The organism is Chloroherpetonaceae bacterium (assembly GCA_033763895.1).
Lineage (GTDB): Bacteria > Bacteroidota > Chlorobiia > Chlorobiales > Thermochlorobacteraceae > JANRJQ01.
This window is the reverse complement of record JANRJQ010000010.1, coordinates 414502-435238: the sequence shown is the minus strand read 5'-3', so window position 1 is coordinate 435238 and position 20737 is coordinate 414502. Positions and strand designations below refer to the sequence as shown.

The following is a 20737-nucleotide window of genomic DNA, read 5'->3' as shown; positions in this document are numbered from 1 at the left end:
TCTCTTTTAAGAGGGAAAACTTATCGGTTGGAGAGGATGTGAGGGGTGCTTTTTCAACAGTTTTAATTTGATTCTCCATCACTCAGTATGCACCTTTACCAAAAATTACTGCTGGGAGAGTTCTCAAAATGATGTTGAAATCCATTATTACGGAAGCATTCTCAACATAGTAGAGGTCTAAAATCACCATATCGACAAAACTTAAATTACTCCTTCCACTGACTTGCCATAAACCTGTAATTCCTTGCGGCACGGAAAGTCTTCGTTTATGCCAGTCTTCATACTTTTGCAATTCATCGGGCGTACAGGGCCGAGGTCCAACAAATGACATATCTCCCATTAGAACATTCAAAATTTGAGGGACTTCATCTACAGAAAGCCTTCGAATAAATTTGCCAACTCTCGTTACTCTTGGATCATTTTTCATCTTAAAAATTGGCCCGGATACCTCATTAAATGCTTCTAACTCTTTTTTTCTTTCATCAGCGTCAATATGCATCGATCTAAACTTGTAACACCAAAAGAGTTTACCGTCTTTACCAACTCTTTTTTGACGATAAAAAATCGGACCTCTTGAGTCAAGTTTTATAGCAATTGAAATAATAATCAGAAATGGGGTTATGATTAGAATTGAAATCAACGAGAGAAAAATATCCACAGATCGTTTATAAAACCCTTGAACTCGGTCAAATCCTGATGAGAGGTCAATTACAACATTATTGCCATAAAACTCAACATCCACTTTCGTTGGAACGATTTCGTAAAGTGCAGAAGAAAGTTTAGTTGCTATTCCTGTTGATTTACAAAAATCCATTATGTCATGTAATCTTGAGTGAGTTACATTGCTCATTGCAATGATAATCTCGTCAATCTTGATTTCTTCAATCACTTTTCTCAAATCCTTAATGCTGCCAAGAACTTTTCTGTTGTCGAGAATAATTTTATCTGTTGGAATTTTATCATCCAAAAAGCCAACCACATTTAATCCGTATCGGTTTAAAGAGATAATCTCACGAGCCAGTTTTGTACCTCTTCTCCCCGCGCCTACAATTAAGATATTTCTGCCTCCAATAGAATGCCTTGAGAGATAAATGTAAAGTGATCTGAAAACAAATATCCTCCAAACAACGAGCAATACAAATAAAACTAATGCGAGATACGCCGTTATTAAACGACTATCCAAAACATAGTTTCCCTTCACAATAAAGGAAAGCATCACAATTCCTAAAATCCCATAACCTACACTCTTAAAGATTGCCACAAACTGTTGAGCTGTGGAAAGGAACCAGTTGATTTTATAAAGATTTTGAGATTGAAAGATGATAATCCAAGAAAATGAGAGGCATATCAAAAGAATCGATTGAAGGGCAAAAAAATTAATGCTTTCAGGGGAAAGATTTCTTTCGGGCAACCTAAGTTGTATTGCTATCCAAATAGAAAGTAGAATAACACTGTAGTCCCCAATTGCCAAAATGATTTTGTGTAACGGTACTCTCAAAGACGACATTCAGTTTTATACTTTTATTTCAAAAAGATGATTGGGTTATCATATCTTAAATTTAGATAAATTTAACGCCCTATAGAAACAGTATCTTTTCATTGTGAGATAAAACATACAGCTTAAATGATTACGATCTCAAATACAACAAAACAAAAAATCCCGAAAAGACTAATATCGTTAGCCATTGAAGAAACTATTGAAGGAGAGAAACATTCAATTAGTGATATTTCAGCTGTGTATTGTGGAGATAAGTTTATCAAAAAGATAAACGAAAAGTATTTATCTCATCATTACGCCACGGATACAATCTCCTTTCGTCTCAATAAAGGAACATTAGTAGAAGGCGAGTTCTATATTTCACTTGATACTGTTCGGCAAAACGCAATCCGGTTTTACTCGTCCTATAAACAAGAATTGATTCGTGTCACGATTCATTCCTGTCTTCATCTCGTTGGTTATAAAGACAACACAAAAGATGAAAAGGCATTGATGTTTAAAAAAGAAAACAAGTACATTTCAAAAGTCATTACCCTATTATGAATTGACTATCTAACTGAAAGAATTCTGAGAAAAATAAGTTCACCGGGTTATCAATGTGATAAGTTTCTTCATTCTCAGATTCATAACCTTATTCTCTCCGATCCTCAACTCTTTCTATGAAACTCAATACCACAATTGGTTCATCGTTATTTAGGTTTCAAATAAATATTCAAAATTGAATTGGCATAGAAATTGACTAATACCTTTTAGAAGTGTTTTATGACTATTCAAACAACAGCAGTTGATAATCATTCATAAGACAGAATTTTTCATCATAAAATATTAGAGTCAGTTATGCCGGCACATCAGTCACTATTAGACTTGCAACCATCTTTAACAAAGAGTTCTCAACTTTCAATAAATCAGGAATCCAAAGAGAAAGTTAGAAAACGAAAAAAAGATGCGAATGAATCTATTTCTAATAAGTTTGAACAAAAACTTCCGTCACCTCCGGCTCTTGATGACGATGAGGACATTCGTTGGAAGCATCTTCTTCATAATAGTATTGAAACACCCGAGGAAGTTCACGAAAAGTGGGGTGAAGACATAGAGGTGATGAAAGAATTACAAAATGAATTCAACATCCGCATTAACCCTTACTACGCTTCTTTAATTCAAGAAAAGAATGATCCGATTTACTTGCAAGTTATTCCAAGCAAAAATGAATTGATTAAGGGTTGCTGTGTTGATGACCCGCTTAATGAAGAAAGAGATTCACCTGTTCAAAGTATTACTCATCGTTACCCAGATCGCGTACTTTTTTTAGTTGCTCATGAATGTGCAATCTATTGCCGTTTTTGTACACGCAAACGAAAAGTAAGTGACTCCTCTAAAATCAGCCTAAAGTATCTTGAATCTGGCATTAATTACATTCGGGAACATAAAGAAATACGAGATATCGTACTTTCAGGTGGTGATCCTTTAACTCTTTCAGACCGGAGAATTGAATACATCCTTTCTTCTTTAAGAGAAATTCCACATGTAGAAATCATCCGCATTGGAACCAAAATCCCTTGTGTGCTCCCACAACGCATTACAAAAAAACTTTGCAGTATTATTAAAAAATATCATCCAGTATATGTGAATACTCACTTTAATCATCCGAGAGAACTGACAGCTGAAGCGAAACAAGCTTGTGAACGTCTTGCAGATGCAGGGGTTCCTGTTGGAAATCAGTGTGTCCTTCTTAAAGGAGTTAATGATAATGTGGAAACGATGCGTACTCTCATGAAAGGACTCTTGAAAATGCGAGTCAGACCATATTATATCTATCAAGCAGATATCGTAAAAGGAACAGAACATTTCCGAACAAAAGTTGAAAAAGGTCTTGAAATCATTCAAGGGCTTAGAGGGCATATTTCAGGTTTAGCGATTCCGCATTATGTCATTGATTCTCCCGGTGGTGGTGGCAAAATTCCTTTACTTCCTCACTACATTGAAAAATTAAGTGATAAAGAAGTTGTTATGAAAAACTTTAAAGGCGAAACTTACACCTATCCTCAAGTTCAAGAAGAGTCACTTGAACAAATTGCAATTGACAACGGATTTACGGTTGGTGCAGAAATTCAAGACTATTTTTGATCGTGTTTTCCAGAGACTATAACATAAGGCGCTTTCAGCGCCTTATGTATTTTTACACAATTTCTTTGCAAAACCCTATTTCACATTTATATTTGCATCCCGTTTTTGGCGGGGTCTATTGAAAGCCTGTTTTATGAAAGTGGCTTCCTTGGAGAGGTCGCATAGTTGGTCTAGTGCGCTCGCCTGGAAAGCGGGTAGGGTATAAAAGCTCTCGCGGGTTCGAATCCCGCTCTCTCCGCCAAAACTGGAGGATTCGCCTAATGGTATGGCAGCAGTCTTGAAAACTGCCGGGCGCAAGCCTGTGGGGGTTCGAGTCCCTCATCCTCCGCTCACTCACCTTTTCTAATCTTATCCTTTTATTCTCGTCTTAACTGAATACTTAGGGGAAAACTTGTTGCATACTTTGCTGGAGCAAAACCCGAAACTCCTGCAGTCGCTACTACTGAAATAAAGGTTACGATAAGTGTCTCAATTGGGAGTTCATATTGTATCGTCCACCCAAAAGACTGAATATTGATGACATAAACTAATATCAGCGATAATCCAATTCCACAAAGTATTCCCAGTATTGCAGCAATTGATCCTAAAAACAACGCTTCTAAAATGATAATCAAAAAAACCTGATGATTTGCAGTTCCTATGGCTTGTTGAACACCAAGTTCAAACCTCCTTTCAAAAACTATTGCACCTAAGGAAGTAATTATGGCAAGCGCTGAGATCACCAACGCAATAATCTTGAGGATGTTCGTTACCGCAAAAGTTTGATCGAAAATTTCAAGCACATTGTCGCGCAAACCTTTATTCGAATATATTTTTACAGCCGTGTTATAAAAAACTATCTTCCATTCATTCAAAACTTCTTCGAGTTTTGATGAGGCTTTAAGTTTCACGGCAATATTGTGTATTGAAGAATCTTTCCAAACATCAGTAAAATCTTCCCTTTGAAAAAATATAATTCCTCTGTCAGACGAGTAATCAAATTGGACGCCCACGATTGAAAAGGGCAATTCTCCTTTAGGCGTTTGGAGAACAATTGAATCTCCAAGGTGTTTTTGAAATCGTGTTGAAAATGCCTCGGATATGATAATATTTTTTCTTCCGGATGTCATTCTGCTAAAAACATCCGTTTTATTTCCTTCTTTAAGCAATACCGAAAGTTCTTTACCATCAACCCGAAAGTCTGTGCTGACAATTACAACATTTTCATTTTGATAAGATGTGAGCTTTGAACTAAAGGCCTCAACACTTTTTACCTCATCCTGACGCTGCAAAAAGTCAATGACTGATCGATCAATTGGAAGTTGAGAGCCTAAAGCATATCTCTCAGCAGGTGCAAAAAAAATATCTGAGGTCAATGTCTGCTCAACCCAATAATTAACTGTAGTTCTAAAACTCCCAACCATAATGCTCACCCCAACAAGCATTGCGACCGATACCATTAATGCATTAACTGCTGTTGAAGATCTATTCAAAGATTCAATCAAGTATTTCCCTGCGATGAACGCTTCGATACCGAAGAGTTTCTTGAACAAATTCGATAAACTATTGATCAAAAAGTAGATAAAGGCTGGGGAAATCACAGCAAAAGAAAAGATGATGCAAATTGCGGAAACATAACCAAAGACCGGCAATCCATTAATGCTTGGCAAAAATCCTGATAGCAAACTCACTAACCCTATAACCAAACCAATCGGGAGCAATTTTCTCAAATTGAGAGAAGCGGCGTCCTCAAATATTTGAAGATGAAAACATTCTCGTGGGTGAATCTTAAAAACTTCCATAGCCGGGTATATCGAAGCTAAAACTGACATTACAACTCCCAAACTGAATACCCCAAATGCCATTTGCCAAGTCCAAACAACTTTTTTTGCTGAAAGGGCGATATAGAGCGTTGATATTGTTTGAGTAACTCCATCCAATAAAAAATGAGCCAAACCTTTCCCTATGATTACACCAAATGCACTTCCAATACATCCGATTAAAAAGGCTTCAAACAGAAACAGGCTGAAAATTCCCTCGCCACTTAAACCAAGGGCTCTTAATATTCCCACCTCTCTTCTTCTTCTAATAGCGTTAGTGAGGATGGTATTATAGATTAAGAACATAGCAACAAGTAAACTGATAAAAGCAAGGGCGGTCAAGTTCAATTCAAAGGCTTTAATCATCGTAGCGATTTGCGAGCCTCGATTTTTAGGTGAGATCAATTGCAACGAAGACGGAATAATTTCTAAAAGACGCTCTTCAGTCTCCCCCCGCTTATCCTCATTAATGATTAAATCAATACGATCAATTTTATTTTGTTTATCGAAAAGACGCTGTGCTTGTTCAATATCCATTACACCAAAACCGCTTGAACCGCTCTGCGACTGCAAAGCATCGTTGTAAACTCCAACAACTTGTAACTGAACCTTTTTTCCAGATGCCAATACAATTATCTTTTCATTTATTTCAAGTCCCAAATGATTAATGAGTGAAGTTGGCAGAATAATGGTATTAGGTTCGGCTAAAAATCTTAAGAAATCTGTTTTCTTAATTGAGGAGTCTTGACTATAAATTCGAAACTGTTCATCAGTGAAAACATCGATTCCAAGAATTGTAAAAGGTGAGGGGTATTTTTTTCCGTATGTATCGGTCACCGTAGTTACAGATTCAATGACTGGAGTTAGTGCCGAAACAATCGGTGTCGTTGAATTGACGATTGAGAGTTTTCCAAATTCTTCCTCATCAAATGAAGTATTTGATTTAGAAATAACTTGAAGGTTTGCTTTCCCACTGAGATAGTCAATTGTGGATTCAAAAGCAGTTAGGGCGGAGTAATTTGAAATCCTTATGGATAATAAAACGCCTACGCCGATTGCTACACCTAAAATTGAAATCAGAAATCGAATAGGGTCTTGAAATGAATGCCTAAGAATAACAGAGTAGAATATCTTAAAATTGACCATCGAAGTTTAGTGAATGTTTGATAGGTCAATAACCCTTATTTGGGAGAATAAAGTTTGAAGGAAACAAAAAGATTCAGTGCAAAAAAAAGCCCCGTTGGTTCTCAACGGGACTCTCTATCAACAAAACAACAAAACAAAACAACAAAGGATGCTTTGCTAAGTAGGAAGCAAAGTCTTTGAAGTGCAAAGAACATATTGTACCTGAACTGATGCAAATATACGCCCTTTCTTTGTGCTTTGTTTCGATTGCATATTAAATTTGTGATAAGGGTCAATCTTTGCCCCCATTTCGATGAATTCGTGATGTTAAAAAAGGTTCAAGAAAGGCTGTAATTCCAATTGAATTCGCCCAAAAATTTGCAAATCGGTCTTTTCTTTACCAATCACGTTATCAGCATTTGTTCTCCAAATATGGGTCAAATTCAATTCGACATTAAACGTACTTGAAGGTTGATAAAACACCCCAAATGAAAGTGCAGTTCTTTTTTCAACCGCGGAGATTCCCTCTCTAAAATAGGGGGTTGGTTCAGAATAACCACTCGCTAAAGAATATTTAGGCGTACCATCCGGGTTTCTATCAAGCCAAGGGGTTGTGTAAGGACCAAATAAATTCCCTTCCCCTTTATTGACTTGTAACCAGTTTCCTGAAAATCTTAAAAACTTAAACAGCCAATGTGAAAAACCGATTTCTAAAGATTGAAAGTCTGTTCCAAGAGGGTGTGCAATGGGGTTATCTCCAAATACAAATCTTTGAAATTGAAAAGCTGAACGCTGGTGATAAGTTCGGTTCATTGCTGTTGTCAATTCCAAGAAAGCATCGGTGCCATTGACATCGAATGATTTTAAGACATTTGCGACTCGTAAACCTAACTGTCCTGCCCAAGCATTAGGTTCTAAATCAACAAGGCTTGCATTGTCAACTTGCCAGTCATCAATCATTAAACTTCCATAGAGATTCACTTCTTTTGCAAGGTAGATACTAAAGTCCGCTCCAATTGAGGGGTTCGTTTCTTGGTTATCATTAGACTGCGTTCCATAAAAAATCATCATCGGGTTGAAATTCCTAAAATCTGCCGAGCGATTCTTTCCATCAAAAATGACTGTTTGCCAAATCCCTAAGCGAACTGAATTTGCAATTAAATTCAAATCGACTCGGGTACCAACCATATACCTTTCTACAAAACTTTGCACTAAAGCAGTATCTGAACCAAGCGGCAATAATTGATCACTCATAATTTGAAACTTATCTAATTGAGCGGCGAAGTAAGTCACCCGAATGGTTTGAGTGTTTAATTGCAGCAAGAGATGATCAATCGGCCCGGCTGTATTGCTTATCACCAAACTTCGCCTTCCATAACCCCAATTCAAATAATCCCTTCCAAACTTGACTCGAAACAAATCTCCGTGATATGCAATAAAACCCTGTTCAAAATAGGCTTGTTTACCTCCGTATGTTCTCGCACGAACCAAATCAAACGCGCCTTCTTGTTGAATAATCATTGAACTATACGCAACCCAATCTTTTTCAAAATGAAATGCTGCTCGCAAGCGATTTCGGACCCGTGCTCCAAAAGCTAAATTTTCAGCGACATTGGGTGTTGATTCTCTCCAAGCATAATCATCTTCTCTTTGCTCTGTAATAAGTTCAGGTCTTAATCCTAAACGAATCCCCGAAACTGGAAAAACGCCATCGCGGAGCCATTCAATTTCATTTTCTAATTCTTGTTCCAATTTGTTGAATAGCCAAAGCGTGACCCGATCTTCAATCAAAGATTTATCGGTAGCAATTAGAGCCTTTGCTACATCAACGCGCTCAAAGGGTTTTGCTGCATCGGCTAATTTGGGCAAGTATCCTCTTACAATCAACTGTTCAATGACATCGTAAGCCCAATGTCCTGCCGGAAAAGTTTCCCCGCTGGCCTTAAGGCTTATGGGAGAATAGAGAAGCGCAAGGAGCAAGATTAACTTAAGTGAAACTGGTATTTTCATAGGTTATTGATTCTGTCTTTATTTAGTAAACTCATTGGCAACTCTTTCATAAGGTGAATAGTATATTAGAACTTAAGACGGGGTCTTTTTGGTTCTGATGTAAATTTATGGAAGAAATCATCTTTTTTGGCACTTTGATTTTTCATAAAAGTAAAAATTGCACCAAGGGTTAATTATCATTTATATGGATCAAGATATTCTACATTTACTTGAACACTCAGGGATAATTACTGCCTCAAGTGAAGTGCGTCGTATTTTTCTTCTTGCCTTTAAGGTTGCCAAAACAGATGCAACAATTTTGATTACCGGCGAAAGCGGGACTGGTAAGGAAATACTCGCGCGCTGGATTCATCAACAAAGTAACCGCGTTCGAAAACCTTATATCGCCATTAATTGTGGCGCAATTGCAGAAAGCATCTTAGAATCAGAACTCTTCGGTCATGAAAAAGGCTCATTCACCGGAGCGACAGGGCTAAGAAAAGGTCATTTTGAAAGTGCTGACGGCGGAACATTGTTTTTGGATGAAGTTGGTGAAATGCCTCTCGAAACACAAGTGAAATTGCTGAGAGTCTTGGAAAGTGGTGAATATCAACGGGTTGGATCATCTCAAACCTTAAAGGGTGATGTTCGGATTATTGCTGCTACAAACCGTTCATTAGAAGCTGAAATCTTACAAAAAAAATTTCGGAGCGATTTGTATTACAGGTTAAAAACCGTTGAACTTCGACTACCTCCTCTTCGAGAAAGAAGAGAAGATATTTTGCCATTAGCGGAAAAATTCATTATAGACTTTGAGCTAAAACACGGTTTGAAATTCCCGGGTTTTACAAATGAAGGAACTGAATCTTTATTAAGCTATACATATCCGGGTAACGTTCGAGAACTTAGAAACATTTTGGAATCACTTTTGATTGTAGAAAACAAGGGGAAAATCACCTCCGAGGTTTTATCGAAGTACTTTCAAAATTCGCTTCGAGCACTTGAATCTAAGAGTGAATCGATTTCGAATGGTTCAAAGTTATTAGCTGCTCATAGTACAACTTCTCTTTCCAAGAGAGAAGAACTCGTTCCTCAATCTCTTTATTGGGAGTCGCTTCAAAACTTTCATTCACAAGATGCTGGAAACCAACAAGAGTTGATTCTACGCGCTTTATTGCAACTTCAAACGGATATGTCGGAGGTGAAATCTGCTTTGACCGCATTATTGAGTGAAAAGCACACTTTCTCTTCAAAGTATAACAGTGACTCGCAAAACGATGCAATCACAAAAATGATTTCCCCGCCCTTACAAATTCAACCACCGAACTTGGAACTATCAGAGCCCAACGAAATTGGAAAAATCGTCAATGAAAAAGATTCTTTAAAGAAGAGTTTGCTTCATACCGTATTGCAGGAATTTGCGACAAAAGCCCGAGTAGAAGGAAAAACTCCAACGCTTGAAGAGCTTGAGCGTTATGCTATTCTCGAAACCTTAAAGAAAAACTTAGGGAATAAACGTAAAACCGCGGAGGCACTAGGCATTACAGAGCGCACGCTTTATAGAAAATTAAACAGTTATAAAATACAAACAGATACATGATCGGCATTTTAGATTATGGTGCAGGTAACCTTAAATCAGTTCAAAAGGCTTTTGAGTACTTAAAAATCGATTCAAAAATTTGTGAACATCCAAAAGAAGCGTTAATAGCCGATAAAATTCTTATTCCGGGAGTTGGTGCATTTGGGAAAGCGATTGAGGCGCTCCGGAAGTCTAGTTTTGAAGACACCATTTTTCACGCCATTCAGCTTCAAAAGCCGGTTCTTGGGATTTGCTTAGGGATGCAACTCTTGTTAAGCAGAAGCGAAGAACTTGGGAATTGGAATGGTCTTAATATAGTTGAAGGCAATGTCGTAAAATTTGATCGAGCTTTGGGTAAAGTCCCTCTTATTGGGTGGAATTCGCTTGAAGAAGTCGCTTCGAATTCTCAACTTTTCAAAAATATTGATCCCGGTACTTTTTTTTATTTTGTTCATTCCTACTATTGCCTTCCTTTGGAAGAGAAAGTTGTAACTGCAAAAAGCAGTTTTGGGAATTTTTTTTATGCGGCTGCGTTAGAAAAAAATGGTATTTTTGCCGTACAGTTTCATCCTGAAAAAAGTGGATTAGGTGGACTTCAAGTTCTAAAAAACTTTGCTTCGCTGTAGATTAACTGACCTCGTAGTGCTTTCGTTTAAAGTACATTTTTAGATTATGTCTTTGGGCTTTTGCCCTCATTAAAAAGAGCGGGATTTCATGTTAATCATTCCAGCTATTGATATAAAAGGGGGGCGCTGCGTTCGTCTTTCGCAAGGTGACTTCTCGCAAGAGAAAACCTATTTCGAAAACCCCGTCGATATGGCCATTATTTGGAGAAAGCAAAATGCGAAAATGCTCCATATTGTTGATCTTGATGCTGCTTTAAGCGGAAAACCGGAAAATCTTGCGATTATTGAAAAAATTGTCAATTCAGTTGACATTCCAATCGAGGTTGGGGGAGGCATAAGGAATTTAGAAACAGCTAAAAAGTATCTATCGATTGGGGTTTGCCGAATAGTCATTGGATCTGCGGCAGTCCATAACCCCGAATTAGTTAAAAACCTCATTTCATCTTACGGCCCCAAAAAAATTGTTGTTGGCATTGATGCCCTAAACGGATATCCTAAAATCAATGGTTGGTTAAACTCGACGAAGCAATCCGATATTGAACTCGGTAATTCAATGAAGGCAATAGGCGTTGAGCGTGTTATTTACACCGATATTACGAAAGATGGTATGCTTTCCGGCGTCGGCATTGATGCAATTAAAAAATTTGTTGAAGGAACAGGTCTTAAAGTGACCGCTTCAGGAGGCGTTACATCTCATCTTGATTTGCTCCAACTTTCCGAACTAAAGCCCTTTGTTGATTCCGTAATCATCGGAAAAGCTTTGTATGAAGAAACTTTCCCTTGTCAGAAATTATGGCATCAATGTGAAAAAGATCTTTGTATTGATAAAAATTTTTCGACTGCACCCCTCAAAAATGGGTGTACGTGCGATAACTTTCTTGAAACCGTACTTCAAACAAGCACTTCCAGTCTAAGCTGATTTGCTTTAAAACAAAAAACCCGCTTTTGAAGCGGGTTTTTTGTTTATATCTTTTTTTATTCCTCTGATGCGGTTTTTTCTGCATTTAAGGCGTTTTGAGCTTCTTGGTTATTTCCCAGTGAACCATAAATCTTTGCAAGTAATCTCCAATACGGCTTTTTATTGATTTGGGCTGCAACGGGTTTAAGTACCGCTAAAGCCTTTTCGTAGTGAACTTTGTAACCATCATAAGGAACTTCCTCGACAATTGTCTGGCGTCCTTTTTTAACTTTTTTACCCGGATTTTTTTCTCTAAAGGCTTTTTGATCATCATCACCAACTCTTGTGTAAGCGGCAGATAAATTGTAAATGATTTGCGCGTTAATTTCAGAATATGATGTGTCGAATGAATATGCCTTTTGGAGCTTTTCAATTGCTAAATCGTATTTCTTTTCCTCAAAAATGAGATTTACCCCAGCTTGCAGAAGAATCCCTTTTCCAATTTCAATGAATTGTGTTCTTCTTGCGCCGGTTGAGTTTGCAATCGCCTCCTCAAGGAGCTTTTCAAGTTCTAAATACTTTTCTGTAACAGCATAGGCTTCAAAAAGTATTTGAGTCATTGTTAGTGAAGTCACGCCTTTCTGACGAGAAGAAGTTAGCAACGCAATGGCTTGATCAGCTTTTTTACTCCTGAGATAAATATCTGCCAATTGTTGAATCGAGATTGTGTCAGCAGGATTTTTATCAATAAGTTTTGTAAGTATCATTGTTGCTTCATCATTTTCACGAAGTACTGAAAGAGAAGCAACCAAAATTTTTGAAAGATCTACATAGGCCGCAGATGTATCTGAGACCATTGTCATTGCTTTACGAAAATTATCTCTTGCTTTGGTGAAATACTCGCGAGCCCCCGTAGTATCATTATTCTTGAATGCAGAAAGCCCATCATTGTAATTTCTTACACCTTCATTACGGAGTTCATTCGCAATTAAGCTTGTGATGGTTTCGAGTTTTTTCCGTTCTTCTTTACCCAGTTTTTTGACTGAGGCTTTTTGATACATTTCGGCGGCTTTGTCATAGTTTTTCTCATCGTAAAAATGAATATTCCCCATAAGATAATAGGGCTCTCCATTAGAGGTATCCGCTTGCATTGCTCTAGTTAATGCGGCTTTCGCTTTAGCAGTGTCCTTTTTAGACATCGCAAGTTTAGCGGTAGAAATATCCTGTGAGCCTTCACACCCGCTATCAGCAGACATTAAAAATAGCGCGATCGCGATTGAGAGGGTTAAACTAAAAACCTTATTCATTATTCGTTTGTTTGTTTGTATTAATTGATAGACTAAAACTTTTTACTTTTTGTATGAATTGTAAAAATACGAATCAAACGACCCTTTTTCAAGCATAAATTGAAACTTAAAATTAATTTTCATTTAGGACTCAATCCTCCCTGACATTACTTCGTAAGGATTAACCAAAAAATTATTGTATGACTTTGTCTAATCGTAATATCTTATATCTCTTCATTTACCTTTGGTTATTTGGCGTGATCATTGCAGCTTTCATGTTACCAAATCAAGTGGGCATGCTTCGAGAGACAACCACAAATATGTATTTTCATGTGTCAATGGCAATTACAGCGACAGTTGCGTTTCTGACCTCACTATGGCAAAGTGTAAGGTATTTAATAACGCGAGACCTCCATTTTGACTATGGAGCTGAGGCTTCTGCGGGGTTAGGCTATCTGTTTAATCTTTTAGCACTTATTACGGGTGCGATTTGGGCGCGGTATGCTTGGGGAGCATATTGGCATTGGGATCCGAGGCAGACATCTATCTTTATTCTTCTTATCATTTATTCGGTTTACTTTGTTCTAAGAGGTTCAGTAGAAGATCCAGAAAAGCGGGGTCGATTATCGGCGGTGTATAGTATTTTTTCATTCCCTTCCTTAATTTTTCTTTATTATGTTTTGCCAAGATTAGTACCGGGTTTGCACCCGGGCTCTCCTGAGAGAGGGGAAGCGGGGATTAACCCAGCGGTATCGAACACGACCGACCCGGAGATTCGTGTCATTTTGTACTCTGCTTGGGCCGGTTTTATTGCATTATTTTTTGTCTTGTACCATTTAAGGTTGAGGTATCTTAAACTTCACCATTCACTTAATCACAATAATTAAAATGGAATCTCTAGTCCTTAACCCGATTTACAATGTAATGATGATTACACTCATTATTTTTTCGGGGCTGATGATTTATGTTTATCGATTAGACAAAAAATTGTCACTTTTAGAAAACGCAATTAAAAATAAAGTTTAATTCACTCTAATATCTATTATTGAAAGATGAAGATTCAACCAAAATTTCTTGTGGGATTTGGAATAGCTGTTGCAACTTTCAGCTATCTTGGTTTTACGGCGGAGGAATGGAGTTCCAATACAATAGGCTATGCGACAGTTCAAGAAGCTAACCGAAGCGGAAAAATGAGCGCCATTAAAGGATATTGGGTGAAGGATAAAGAGACTGAGATGAAACTCAACACCTTCACATTTTACATGCAAGATGAAGCAGGCGAAACCGTTAAAGTTCTCTATAGAAATGGAAAACCCAATAATTTTGAAGAAGCGACAAGTATTGTGGTAAAAGGGACTTATGAAAACGGCGTCATTTACGCAAAGGATATTTTGGTGAAATGCCCCTCTAAGTATCAATCGGAACAGGCTACTCAAAAAAATTCATAAGTATTGAATCCATCAAGTAAATCGATTATGTCAACAAGGCTAGGAAAGCATATCGACATTCACGCTTCGACAAGGCAAGTCACTACCCGTCAAGTTGTAGAAATGAAACAGCGAGGTGAGCGAATTTCGATGTTGACTGCATACGATTTTACCCTTGCAAGGATTTTAGATACCGCCGGGATAGATATTATTCTTGTCGGCGATTCCGCTAGCAATGTTTTTTGTGGAAATGAAACCACACTCCCGATTACCATCGATGAAATGATCTATCACGCAAAAGCGGTTTTGAAGGGCATTCAATCTGCTCAAAATCGAGCGATGGTCGTGGTAGATATGCCATTTATGTCTTACCAACTTTCTTCAGAAGATGCCTTGAAAAATGCAGGCAGAATCATGAAAGAAACGGGCTGTCATGCCGTTAAACTTGAAGGTGGGAAATCGGTTGTTGAAACTGTTCAACGAATTACTGATGCAGGAATTCCGGTAATGGGTCATTTGGGCTTGACACCTCAATCGATTTACAAATTTGGTAGCTATAAAGTACGTGCAAAGGAAGAGAAAGAAGCTCAGGAGATTCTTGAAAGTTCTAAATTGCTTGAACACGCAGGCGCATTTTCTATTGTTCTTGAAAAGATACCAGCTTCTTTAGCTGAAAGTGTAACCAAACAATTGCAAATTCCAACTATCGGGATAGGCGCGGGAAGTGGTTGTGATGGACAGGTACTTGTCACGAATGATCTTTTGGGCTTAAATAATGAGTTTAACCCTCGATTTGTGAGGCGTTATGCCAATTTGGAAGAAGTGATTTCAAACGCCGTGCAAAGTTATTTGGAGGATGTCAAAAGTGGAGTATTTCCTTCAACGAATGAAAGCTATTTATAGCAATAACGACTCTACTTTTCAGTGAATCGATTCCATTACGATTCTCTTAAACTCAACGATACTGAACGGTTTTTTTATAAACATTGCATTCAAATCTTTGACGAGTTTCCGCACATCTTTTCTTTTCTCTTCAAAGGCTGTTATCATAATTATAGGAAGTTCTGAGTTTACTTTCCTCACTTCTTGAATCAATTCGTCTCCACACATTTCGGGCATCATCAAATCGGTTACAATTCCATCAATTTCACCTTGATTTTTCAGAAAGGTGTCTAAACCTTCGTTGCCATTTCGTGCAGTGATGATTCGATAAGATTCAGCAAATGCATCTTGAAGCAGTTCCAATACTTCAGGTTCGTCTTCTACGATGAGCAGTGTTTTTTTTTCAGACATATTTTAAGAGGAGAACGATGAAAATTCGATTGAATTGGATTGACAAATTTTTGCAAAAATATAGTAAGCGAATAAGTCTAAAATAATCAGTCCGCTTTTTTTAAGATTACTCCTGAAATGGGCGTTAGGGAAACGCGATTATGTAATTTTTTAGGCCGCGTTAAAAGTCCCTTTCCATCAAAAAACAACTGCCAGTTTCCTTCAGGCAACTTAAAATTGATTGACTTCTTTTGATTCGAATTTAGGATGACCAAAAATTCATGATTATCAGAATCTGATTTAAATGCATGAACAAGAGAATCTTTAGTTTCTATGAAATCAATATTCTCTTCGTTTGCGCTACCAAAGTTTTGGTTATACTTTTTTCTGAATTGAATCAAATCTTGATAATAAGAGACGAGTTCACGATTTAACTTTGCGTGGGTATAATTCAAATAATTGGTTTCGTTGTCTTTTTCATAACTATTTCTGTCAATCATTCCAACTTTCGGATCGGGGATTGCGGTTTTTGCGATGACTTTACTTCTTCCGAACTCTTGACCTTCATGAATCATCACCGCACCTTGAGAAGTAAAAAGAAAAAGCGCAGCAAGTTTATTTAGAGCGAGAGATTTAGGGCTTAAGCGATGATGCTTGTTTAGATTTTTTATGACAACCCCCTCTTTTACTTCTCCTAAAGCGACGCGAATAAAATCTCCCATAGTTTCATCGTCGTGAGATTCGAGGTAATTGATTGAATGCTCTTTTTGGATAAACAGTCCTCCATTTTTTTTGAGGGTACCAAGGGAGTAATTCTGAATTGATTTTGTTGTGTTCTCTCCTTGAAATTTTCCAAAAATAAAACCTTTGCCGTGATGAGGGTTTTGCCCTTTCACCCCATTACGTATTTGATCATTCCAAGAAGCCCAGCCGATTTCACTAAATTTTTCTGGAGCATAACCGCCACCGCCCCAAGGTTCAGCAATAATGATAACATTCGGGTTAATTTTTTTAGCTTCTTGTATGATCTCACGACATGTTTCCCAATCAATCATTGCGGCGAGATCGAAACGAAATCCATCGATATGATACTCGGTCATCCAATATTTAACGCTTTCAACAATCATCTTACGCGACATCGGGCGTTCTGTTTTGAAATCATTTCCGCAGCCAGAGGATCCCATAAAATTTCCGGATGAATCGCATCGAAAGTAATAGAATTTATCAATGTACTTGAAGCAATTGAAATCGTATTGAGCCACATGATTATAGACGACATCAAGTATCACGGCGATTTTTTCTTTATGAAGGGCTTTCACCATTTGCTTCATCTCTTTCACCGCTCTACCATCAATCCCATTATATTCTCCGTGATTTATCGTTCCATCGGTTGCGTAATAGGTTTCGGGAGTAAAAAAGTAGCTTGTCATATACCCCCAATGATTACGAGCATACGGATTCCAAGTATTCACTGGGTAGCCTGCCGCTATCACACTTGAATCTTTGTAAGGGATTTCAATGGTTCCGAATTTGTGAATAGGAAGGAATTCAACCGCATTCACCCCTAAAGATTTAAGATAAGAAAGTCCACCAGTCTTGCCTTTTTCAGTAAGGCCGAGATAAGTTCCTTTTTGATTCACTCCGGATGAAGCATGCGCTGTGAGATCGCGAAGATGAGCTTCGTATATTATTAGGTCGTTATGATTTTGACCGATTACCCAAGTATCTTCTTCCCAATCAAAATTGGTATCTATAATTAATGATTTAGAAGATTGTCTATAATGGTTTTGGGTAGTCACTGCTTTTGAATAGGGGTCTGCGATTACGACGGTGCTATCAAACATTTCGTTTTTCCCGGTAGGTCCAATAATTCGATAGCCATAGTATTTTCCGATTAAGTTTCCCTTTTCAAGGTGTTCCCAAACCCCTTGATTGTCACGAATCATTTGAATTTCACGGCCATTTATATCGGTATGCTTTTCGTACAAAATCAAAAAAACTTTTTTCGCTCTTGGGGAAAAAACGCGAAAAACATTTTCATCTTTTAGGGTAGTTAATCCCATTGCTTTTGAGGAATACAACGTATCAAGCTGGTTAATACTTTTTACAGAGGGTTTCATCGGTAGATTCTGACCTAAGGCGATTGCTGAAAAGTTTGTTGCATCAATGAAAAAACAAAAAATAAATAGGAGAAAAACGCCTACATATAACTTCTTCATAAAGATTTTCTTAAAAAAATTAGATTTCAAATTTGATCCCCCCTGAAATGGTATTTATCGCATCGTTATTGATGCTTGGCGAAGCTGTAATAAAAAGATGTAGCCAATCTCCTCCAATAACAGGGAAAGGAACATCAACGCCAATAAGTCCATTAAAAGTCACGCCTGTAAGTTGGGAATCTCCAATTGGTGATTGTGAATGAACACCAATCATGATTCCAAATTTTCCGATTCTATTGGCCAAGATAAATCCAGCATCGATGGCATCGCCGAATCCGCCTTTATGTGCTCCAAGATAGATATCAAAGCGTGATTTTATCGATAAGGAATAAGAGATGTGAAAGGTGTATCGCAGTGAACCCCCGATAAAATCTCTAAACGGTGAGATGGTTTCTCCTTGACCGTAAGCCACATTCAGATTAAAATTTTCTAAAATTCCGTAAGCCCCAGTAACAGACCCTAACCAATACGAATTACCGGTTTCTCTCCTTGTTATCCAACGAATCGCCGGCTGGACTGAAAAAACGAAGCCGTTTTTTTTAGGGGTTAATCGAAGCTGAGTAGGTGTATTTGCCTTGACTTGAAGGGGCATGAAAGAAGCGATTGCTCCTATAAGCACCAACGAAAAGAAACAAAATTTTTTCATTATTAAATGGTGAAATTGAATTGCAACTTAATTAAAAATCTAATGGTGAAAAATAGAATAACTTATCGCCTGTTCCTTCGTATTCTTAAACCAAAAAAAACCAATGAAAAAAAATTTAATTATTCTTGGTACAGGTTTCGGAGCTTACAGTCTGATTAAATCACTTCCCTCAGATTTGTATCAAGTAACCGTTATATCTCCACGAAATTATTTTCTTTTCACCCCTTTGCTCCCAAGCACAACCGTCGGAACAATCGAATTTCGAAGCATTATTGAACCAATACGGCATTCAGCAAAATACCTTACCTATCTTCAAGCGTTTGCCGAAAGAATTGATACGACCAATAAAACCATCGGGTGTCGCTCAGCAATCTTAGATGAAGAATTTGAAGTAAAGTACGATGTGCTTGTAATTGCTGTTGGCGCTTCGAACAATACTTTTGGAATTGAGGGAGTGAAAGAACATGCCGTATTTCTAAAAGAACTTGATGATGCCAGAATCCTTAGAAGAAAAATCCTTGACAATTTTGAACTGGCTGCGCTACCAACGATTCCTGTTGAAGAGCGTCATCGTCTTTTGCATACTGTAGTTGTAGGTGGAGGGCCTACAGGCGTTGAATTTGCGGCTGAACTCTCTGATTTCCTCGAAGATGAACTTACTTACACTTACCCTCAACTTATCTCTTCTTCAAGTTTAACCATTGTAGAGGCAGGCAAGCAGTTACTTAATCTTTTTGATGAAAAACTCTCTCTTTATGCGGGGCAACTTTTTTCACGAAGAAAAATTCGGGTGATGACGAATACTGTCGTCAAAAAAGTATCTCGGAACAAACTTTTTCTAAATAACAATTCAGAACTTGATTTCGGATTACTGGTTTGGTCAACAGGTAACACCTCAAACCCATTCATACAAAAATTGCCTTTTGAAAAAGACCGAAACGGGAGAATTTTAACGGATTCTAATTTGCTTATCAAAGGTTTAGAGGATATTTATGCTATTGGAGATTGTGCAACTCCTTCTGACTTTTCGCAACCAGCAACGGCGCAAGTTGCAATGCAAGAGGGAAAATATTTAGCAACTGTATTCAAGAAAAAAGCAACGCATTCAAGCTTCAAACCAAAACCTTTTTTATGGCAAAACTTCGGAATGCTTGCATATATCGGTGACAATAAAGCATTAGCCGATTTACCACAAACCAAGTCAAGCGGCTTTGGAACTTGGATTTTCTGGCGTTCGGCGTATTTAACCAAACTTGTAAGCTTAAAAAATAAAGTGCAGGTTCTTTATGATTGGTTAAAAGCGAGTATTTTTGGAAGAGATGTCAGTCGATTTTAATCAATTAATAAAACAAACTATGTCATTACTCACTCTCGGCTCAGTTGCACCTGATTTTACCGTTAAAGACCAAGAAGGAAACACTGTAAGCCTCGCTTCCCAAAAAGGGAAAAAAGTTGTTCTTTATTTTTACCCTAAAGATGATACACCGGGTTGTACGAAAGAAGCTTGTTCATTTCGAGATAACTTTCCTCAGTTTCAAAAGCTTGGGGTTACGGTTTTCGGAGTAAGTGTTGATGATGAAAAAAAACACAAAAAATTTATCGAAAAGTATCAACTTCCTTTTACGCTTCTTGCGGATACCGATAAGAAAATCGTCGAAAGTTATAAGGTTTGGGGAAAGAAGAAATTTATGGGAAAAGAATATATGGGCATAAACCGTGTTACCTATATCATCGACGAAACAGGGAAAATTTCTCATGTGTTTGATAAGGTTAAACCTGAAGGTCATGCTGAGCAGATACTTGCTGCAATTCAATAACACTTTTTTTTCAAAAGCCTAACGTAAGTTGGCTTTTTTTACTCAAACTTCTTGGGGTATGATTTAGGTTTTTGTTGATTCGAACCTCGGTATGGCGTCGTGTTAAAATTAGGTAATGGGGCACGACGCTCTTCTTTTGATTTTTTATCAACAACATAAACAATCACTTCCAGCTCTCCTTCCTCATAGCCAGAAAGTTTCGCTGCTTGGACAATGGTTTGGTAAGCCTCAGTACTTAAAAGTCTTTTTGGCGTTCCGCTGGTTTGAAAGTGAAAGTATTCGAGTTTATCTTTTATCAGTGAATCCGCTTGCACAAAAGAACGCCATTCAAGATTAAGATTTTCGGCGGGTTTCGTTGAAAGATTAATGCTTAATACAAAAAGCAAAACCCCGAATAGAATAATTTTTTTCATGTTTGATCGTGGTTGATTG

General features: G+C 37.7%; 19 protein-coding genes and 2 tRNA genes. 13 read left to right on the top strand and 8 right to left on the bottom strand.

Annotated elements, in window-relative coordinates; translation table 11 throughout:
• Positions 1-82 precede the first annotated feature (82 nt).
• Positions 83-1507, bottom strand: coding sequence for a sugar transferase (locus tag SFU91_09965; protein ID MDX2129347.1), 1425 nt, complete (start codon positions 1505-1507; stop codon positions 83-85).
• A 117-nt stretch (positions 1508-1624) separates the two neighbouring features.
• On the opposite strand from SFU91_09965, the gene ybeY reads away from it, so the two are divergent.
• The 4 genes from ybeY to SFU91_09945 all read left to right on the top strand — a co-directional run bounded on the left by ybeY (position 1625) and on the right by SFU91_09945 (position 3950).
• Entirely contained in the window at positions 1625-2041 is a 417-nt protein-coding gene (ybeY, locus tag SFU91_09960; GenBank protein MDX2129346.1) for an rRNA maturation RNase YbeY, read from the top strand.
• A gap of 294 nt (positions 2042-2335) precedes the next feature.
• Positions 2336-3622: a KamA family radical SAM protein gene (locus SFU91_09955; GenBank protein ID MDX2129345.1), complete on the top strand. Its 1287-nt coding sequence runs from the start codon at positions 2336-2338 to the stop codon at positions 3620-3622.
• 150 nt (positions 3623-3772) lie between these two features.
• A tRNA-Ser gene (locus SFU91_09950) sits at positions 3773-3863 on the top strand.
• Between the two features lie 5 nt (positions 3864-3868).
• Positions 3869-3950: transfer RNA gene (locus tag SFU91_09945), tRNA-Ser, on the top strand.
• Positions 3951-3978: 28 nt separating this feature from the next.
• Here SFU91_09945 and SFU91_09940 read toward each other — a convergent pair.
• The gene (locus SFU91_09940; protein ID MDX2129344.1) at positions 3979-6567 is read right to left on the bottom strand and encodes an FtsX-like permease family protein; all 2589 of its coding nucleotides are present in this window, start codon (positions 6565-6567) and stop codon (positions 3979-3981) included.
• Positions 6568-6873: 306 nt separating this feature from the next.
• Positions 6874-8556, bottom strand: a complete 1683-nt coding sequence (locus tag SFU91_09935; protein ID MDX2129343.1) for a capsule assembly Wzi family protein — start codon at positions 8554-8556, stop codon at positions 6874-6876.
• Between the two features lie 184 nt (positions 8557-8740).
• On the opposite strand from SFU91_09935, the gene SFU91_09930 reads away from it, so the two are divergent.
• The 3 genes from SFU91_09930 (at position 8741) to hisA (ending at position 11659) form a co-directional block, all read left to right on the top strand.
• The gene (locus SFU91_09930; protein ID MDX2129342.1) at positions 8741-10135 is read left to right on the top strand and encodes a sigma 54-interacting transcriptional regulator; all 1395 of its coding nucleotides are present in this window, start codon (positions 8741-8743) and stop codon (positions 10133-10135) included.
• Positions 10132-10740 (top strand): imidazole glycerol phosphate synthase subunit HisH, encoded by a 609-nt coding sequence (hisH, locus tag SFU91_09925; protein MDX2129341.1) that lies wholly within the window; start codon positions 10132-10134, stop codon positions 10738-10740. The genes SFU91_09930 and hisH overlap by 4 nt, the downstream gene beginning before the upstream one ends.
• Before the next feature lie 88 nt (positions 10741-10828).
• On the top strand, positions 10829-11659 hold the full coding sequence (gene hisA / locus SFU91_09920) for a 1-(5-phosphoribosyl)-5-[(5-phosphoribosylamino)methylideneamino]imidazole-4-carboxamide isomerase (GenBank protein ID MDX2129340.1): 831 nt from the start codon (positions 10829-10831) through the stop codon (positions 11657-11659).
• A 56-nt stretch (positions 11660-11715) separates the two neighbouring features.
• On the opposite strand, the gene SFU91_09915 is transcribed toward hisA, so the two are convergent.
• On the bottom strand, positions 11716-12945 hold the full coding sequence (locus SFU91_09915) for a hypothetical protein (GenBank protein ID MDX2129339.1): 1230 nt from the start codon (positions 12943-12945) through the stop codon (positions 11716-11718).
• Between the two features lie 179 nt (positions 12946-13124).
• Here SFU91_09915 and ccsA point away from each other — a divergent pair, with 179 nt between their 5' ends.
• Genes ccsA through panB form a run of 4 tightly spaced genes read left to right on the top strand, consistent with a single transcriptional unit; the run spans position 13125 to position 15254 of the window.
• Positions 13125-13811, top strand: a complete 687-nt coding sequence (gene ccsA, locus SFU91_09910) for a cytochrome c biogenesis protein CcsA (GenBank protein MDX2129338.1) — start codon at positions 13125-13127, stop codon at positions 13809-13811.
• A 1-nt stretch (position 13812) separates the two neighbouring features.
• A complete protein-coding gene (locus SFU91_09905) occupies positions 13813-13950 on the top strand; it encodes a CcmD family protein (protein ID MDX2129337.1) in 138 nt (45 codons plus the stop codon).
• Between the two features lie 26 nt (positions 13951-13976).
• Entirely contained in the window at positions 13977-14372 is a 396-nt protein-coding gene (locus SFU91_09900; GenBank protein ID MDX2129336.1) for a cytochrome c maturation protein CcmE, read from the top strand.
• Between the two features lie 27 nt (positions 14373-14399).
• Positions 14400-15254 (top strand): 3-methyl-2-oxobutanoate hydroxymethyltransferase, encoded by an 855-nt coding sequence (panB, locus tag SFU91_09895; GenBank protein MDX2129335.1) that lies wholly within the window; start codon positions 14400-14402, stop codon positions 15252-15254.
• Between the two features lie 18 nt (positions 15255-15272).
• Here the strand turns inward: panB and SFU91_09890 are convergent, their stop codons facing one another.
• The 3 genes from SFU91_09890 to SFU91_09880 all read right to left on the bottom strand — a co-directional run bounded on the left by SFU91_09890 (position 15273) and on the right by SFU91_09880 (position 18488).
• Entirely contained in the window at positions 15273-15644 is a 372-nt protein-coding gene (locus tag SFU91_09890) for a response regulator (GenBank protein ID MDX2129334.1), read from the bottom strand.
• 86 nt (positions 15645-15730) lie between these two features.
• Positions 15731-17842 (bottom strand): alpha-amylase family glycosyl hydrolase, encoded by a 2112-nt coding sequence (locus SFU91_09885; GenBank protein ID MDX2129333.1) that lies wholly within the window; start codon positions 17840-17842, stop codon positions 15731-15733.
• 19 nt (positions 17843-17861) lie between these two features.
• Positions 17862-18488 (bottom strand): hypothetical protein, encoded by a 627-nt coding sequence (locus SFU91_09880; GenBank protein MDX2129332.1) that lies wholly within the window; start codon positions 18486-18488, stop codon positions 17862-17864.
• Between the two features lie 103 nt (positions 18489-18591).
• Here SFU91_09880 and SFU91_09875 point away from each other — a divergent pair, with 103 nt between their 5' ends.
• Together SFU91_09875 and bcp are read left to right on the top strand one after the other, a co-directional pair.
• Positions 18592-19824, top strand: coding sequence for an FAD-dependent oxidoreductase (locus SFU91_09875; protein ID MDX2129331.1), 1233 nt, complete (start codon positions 18592-18594; stop codon positions 19822-19824).
• A gap of 19 nt (positions 19825-19843) precedes the next feature.
• Positions 19844-20305 carry a thioredoxin-dependent thiol peroxidase gene (gene bcp / locus SFU91_09870; protein MDX2129330.1) on the top strand — a complete coding sequence of 154 codons (462 nt, stop codon included), beginning with the start codon at positions 19844-19846 and terminating at the stop codon, positions 20303-20305.
• A gap of 38 nt (positions 20306-20343) precedes the next feature.
• On the opposite strand, the gene SFU91_09865 is transcribed toward bcp, so the two are convergent.
• Complete coding sequence (locus SFU91_09865; GenBank protein ID MDX2129329.1) at positions 20344-20718, bottom strand: hypothetical protein; 375 nt, start codon at positions 20716-20718, stop codon at positions 20344-20346.
• Positions 20719-20737 lie beyond the last annotated feature (19 nt).

What these genes read in the sequence shown, in the direction of transcription:
- SFU91_09880 (MDX2129332.1), bottom strand. Translation starts at nt 18,488, where the DNA reads ATGAAAAAATTTTGTTTCTTTTCGTTGGTGCTTATAGGAGCAATCGCT.
- hisH (MDX2129341.1), top strand. Translation starts at nt 10,132, where the DNA reads ATGATCGGCATTTTAGATTATGGTGCAGGTAACCTTAAATCAGTTCAA.
- ccsA (MDX2129338.1), top strand. Translation starts at nt 13,125, where the DNA reads ATGACTTTGTCTAATCGTAATATCTTATATCTCTTCATTTACCTTTGG.
- SFU91_09905 (MDX2129337.1), top strand. Translation starts at nt 13,813, where the DNA reads ATGGAATCTCTAGTCCTTAACCCGATTTACAATGTAATGATGATTACA.
- SFU91_09955 (MDX2129345.1), top strand. Translation starts at nt 2,336, where the DNA reads ATGCCGGCACATCAGTCACTATTAGACTTGCAACCATCTTTAACAAAG.
- SFU91_09940 (MDX2129344.1), bottom strand. Translation starts at nt 6,567, where the DNA reads ATGGTCAATTTTAAGATATTCTACTCTGTTATTCTTAGGCATTCATTT.
- SFU91_09965 (MDX2129347.1), bottom strand. Translation starts at nt 1,507, where the DNA reads ATGTCGTCTTTGAGAGTACCGTTACACAAAATCATTTTGGCAATTGGG.
- hisA (MDX2129340.1), top strand. Translation starts at nt 10,829, where the DNA reads ATGTTAATCATTCCAGCTATTGATATAAAAGGGGGGCGCTGCGTTCGT.
- SFU91_09900 (MDX2129336.1), top strand. Translation starts at nt 13,977, where the DNA reads ATGAAGATTCAACCAAAATTTCTTGTGGGATTTGGAATAGCTGTTGCA.
- SFU91_09865 (MDX2129329.1), bottom strand. Translation starts at nt 20,718, where the DNA reads ATGAAAAAAATTATTCTATTCGGGGTTTTGCTTTTTGTATTAAGCATT.
- bcp (MDX2129330.1), top strand. Translation starts at nt 19,844, where the DNA reads ATGTCATTACTCACTCTCGGCTCAGTTGCACCTGATTTTACCGTTAAA.
- SFU91_09930 (MDX2129342.1), top strand. Translation starts at nt 8,741, where the DNA reads ATGGATCAAGATATTCTACATTTACTTGAACACTCAGGGATAATTACT.
- SFU91_09935 (MDX2129343.1), bottom strand. Translation starts at nt 8,556, where the DNA reads ATGAAAATACCAGTTTCACTTAAGTTAATCTTGCTCCTTGCGCTTCTC.
- SFU91_09885 (MDX2129333.1), bottom strand. Translation starts at nt 17,842, where the DNA reads ATGAAGAAGTTATATGTAGGCGTTTTTCTCCTATTTATTTTTTGTTTT.
- panB (MDX2129335.1), top strand. Translation starts at nt 14,400, where the DNA reads ATGTCAACAAGGCTAGGAAAGCATATCGACATTCACGCTTCGACAAGG.
- SFU91_09875 (MDX2129331.1), top strand. Translation starts at nt 18,592, where the DNA reads ATGAAAAAAAATTTAATTATTCTTGGTACAGGTTTCGGAGCTTACAGT.
- ybeY (MDX2129346.1), top strand. Translation starts at nt 1,625, where the DNA reads ATGATTACGATCTCAAATACAACAAAACAAAAAATCCCGAAAAGACTA.
- SFU91_09890 (MDX2129334.1), bottom strand. Translation starts at nt 15,644, where the DNA reads ATGTCTGAAAAAAAAACACTGCTCATCGTAGAAGACGAACCTGAAGTA.
- SFU91_09915 (MDX2129339.1), bottom strand. Translation starts at nt 12,945, where the DNA reads ATGAATAAGGTTTTTAGTTTAACCCTCTCAATCGCGATCGCGCTATTT.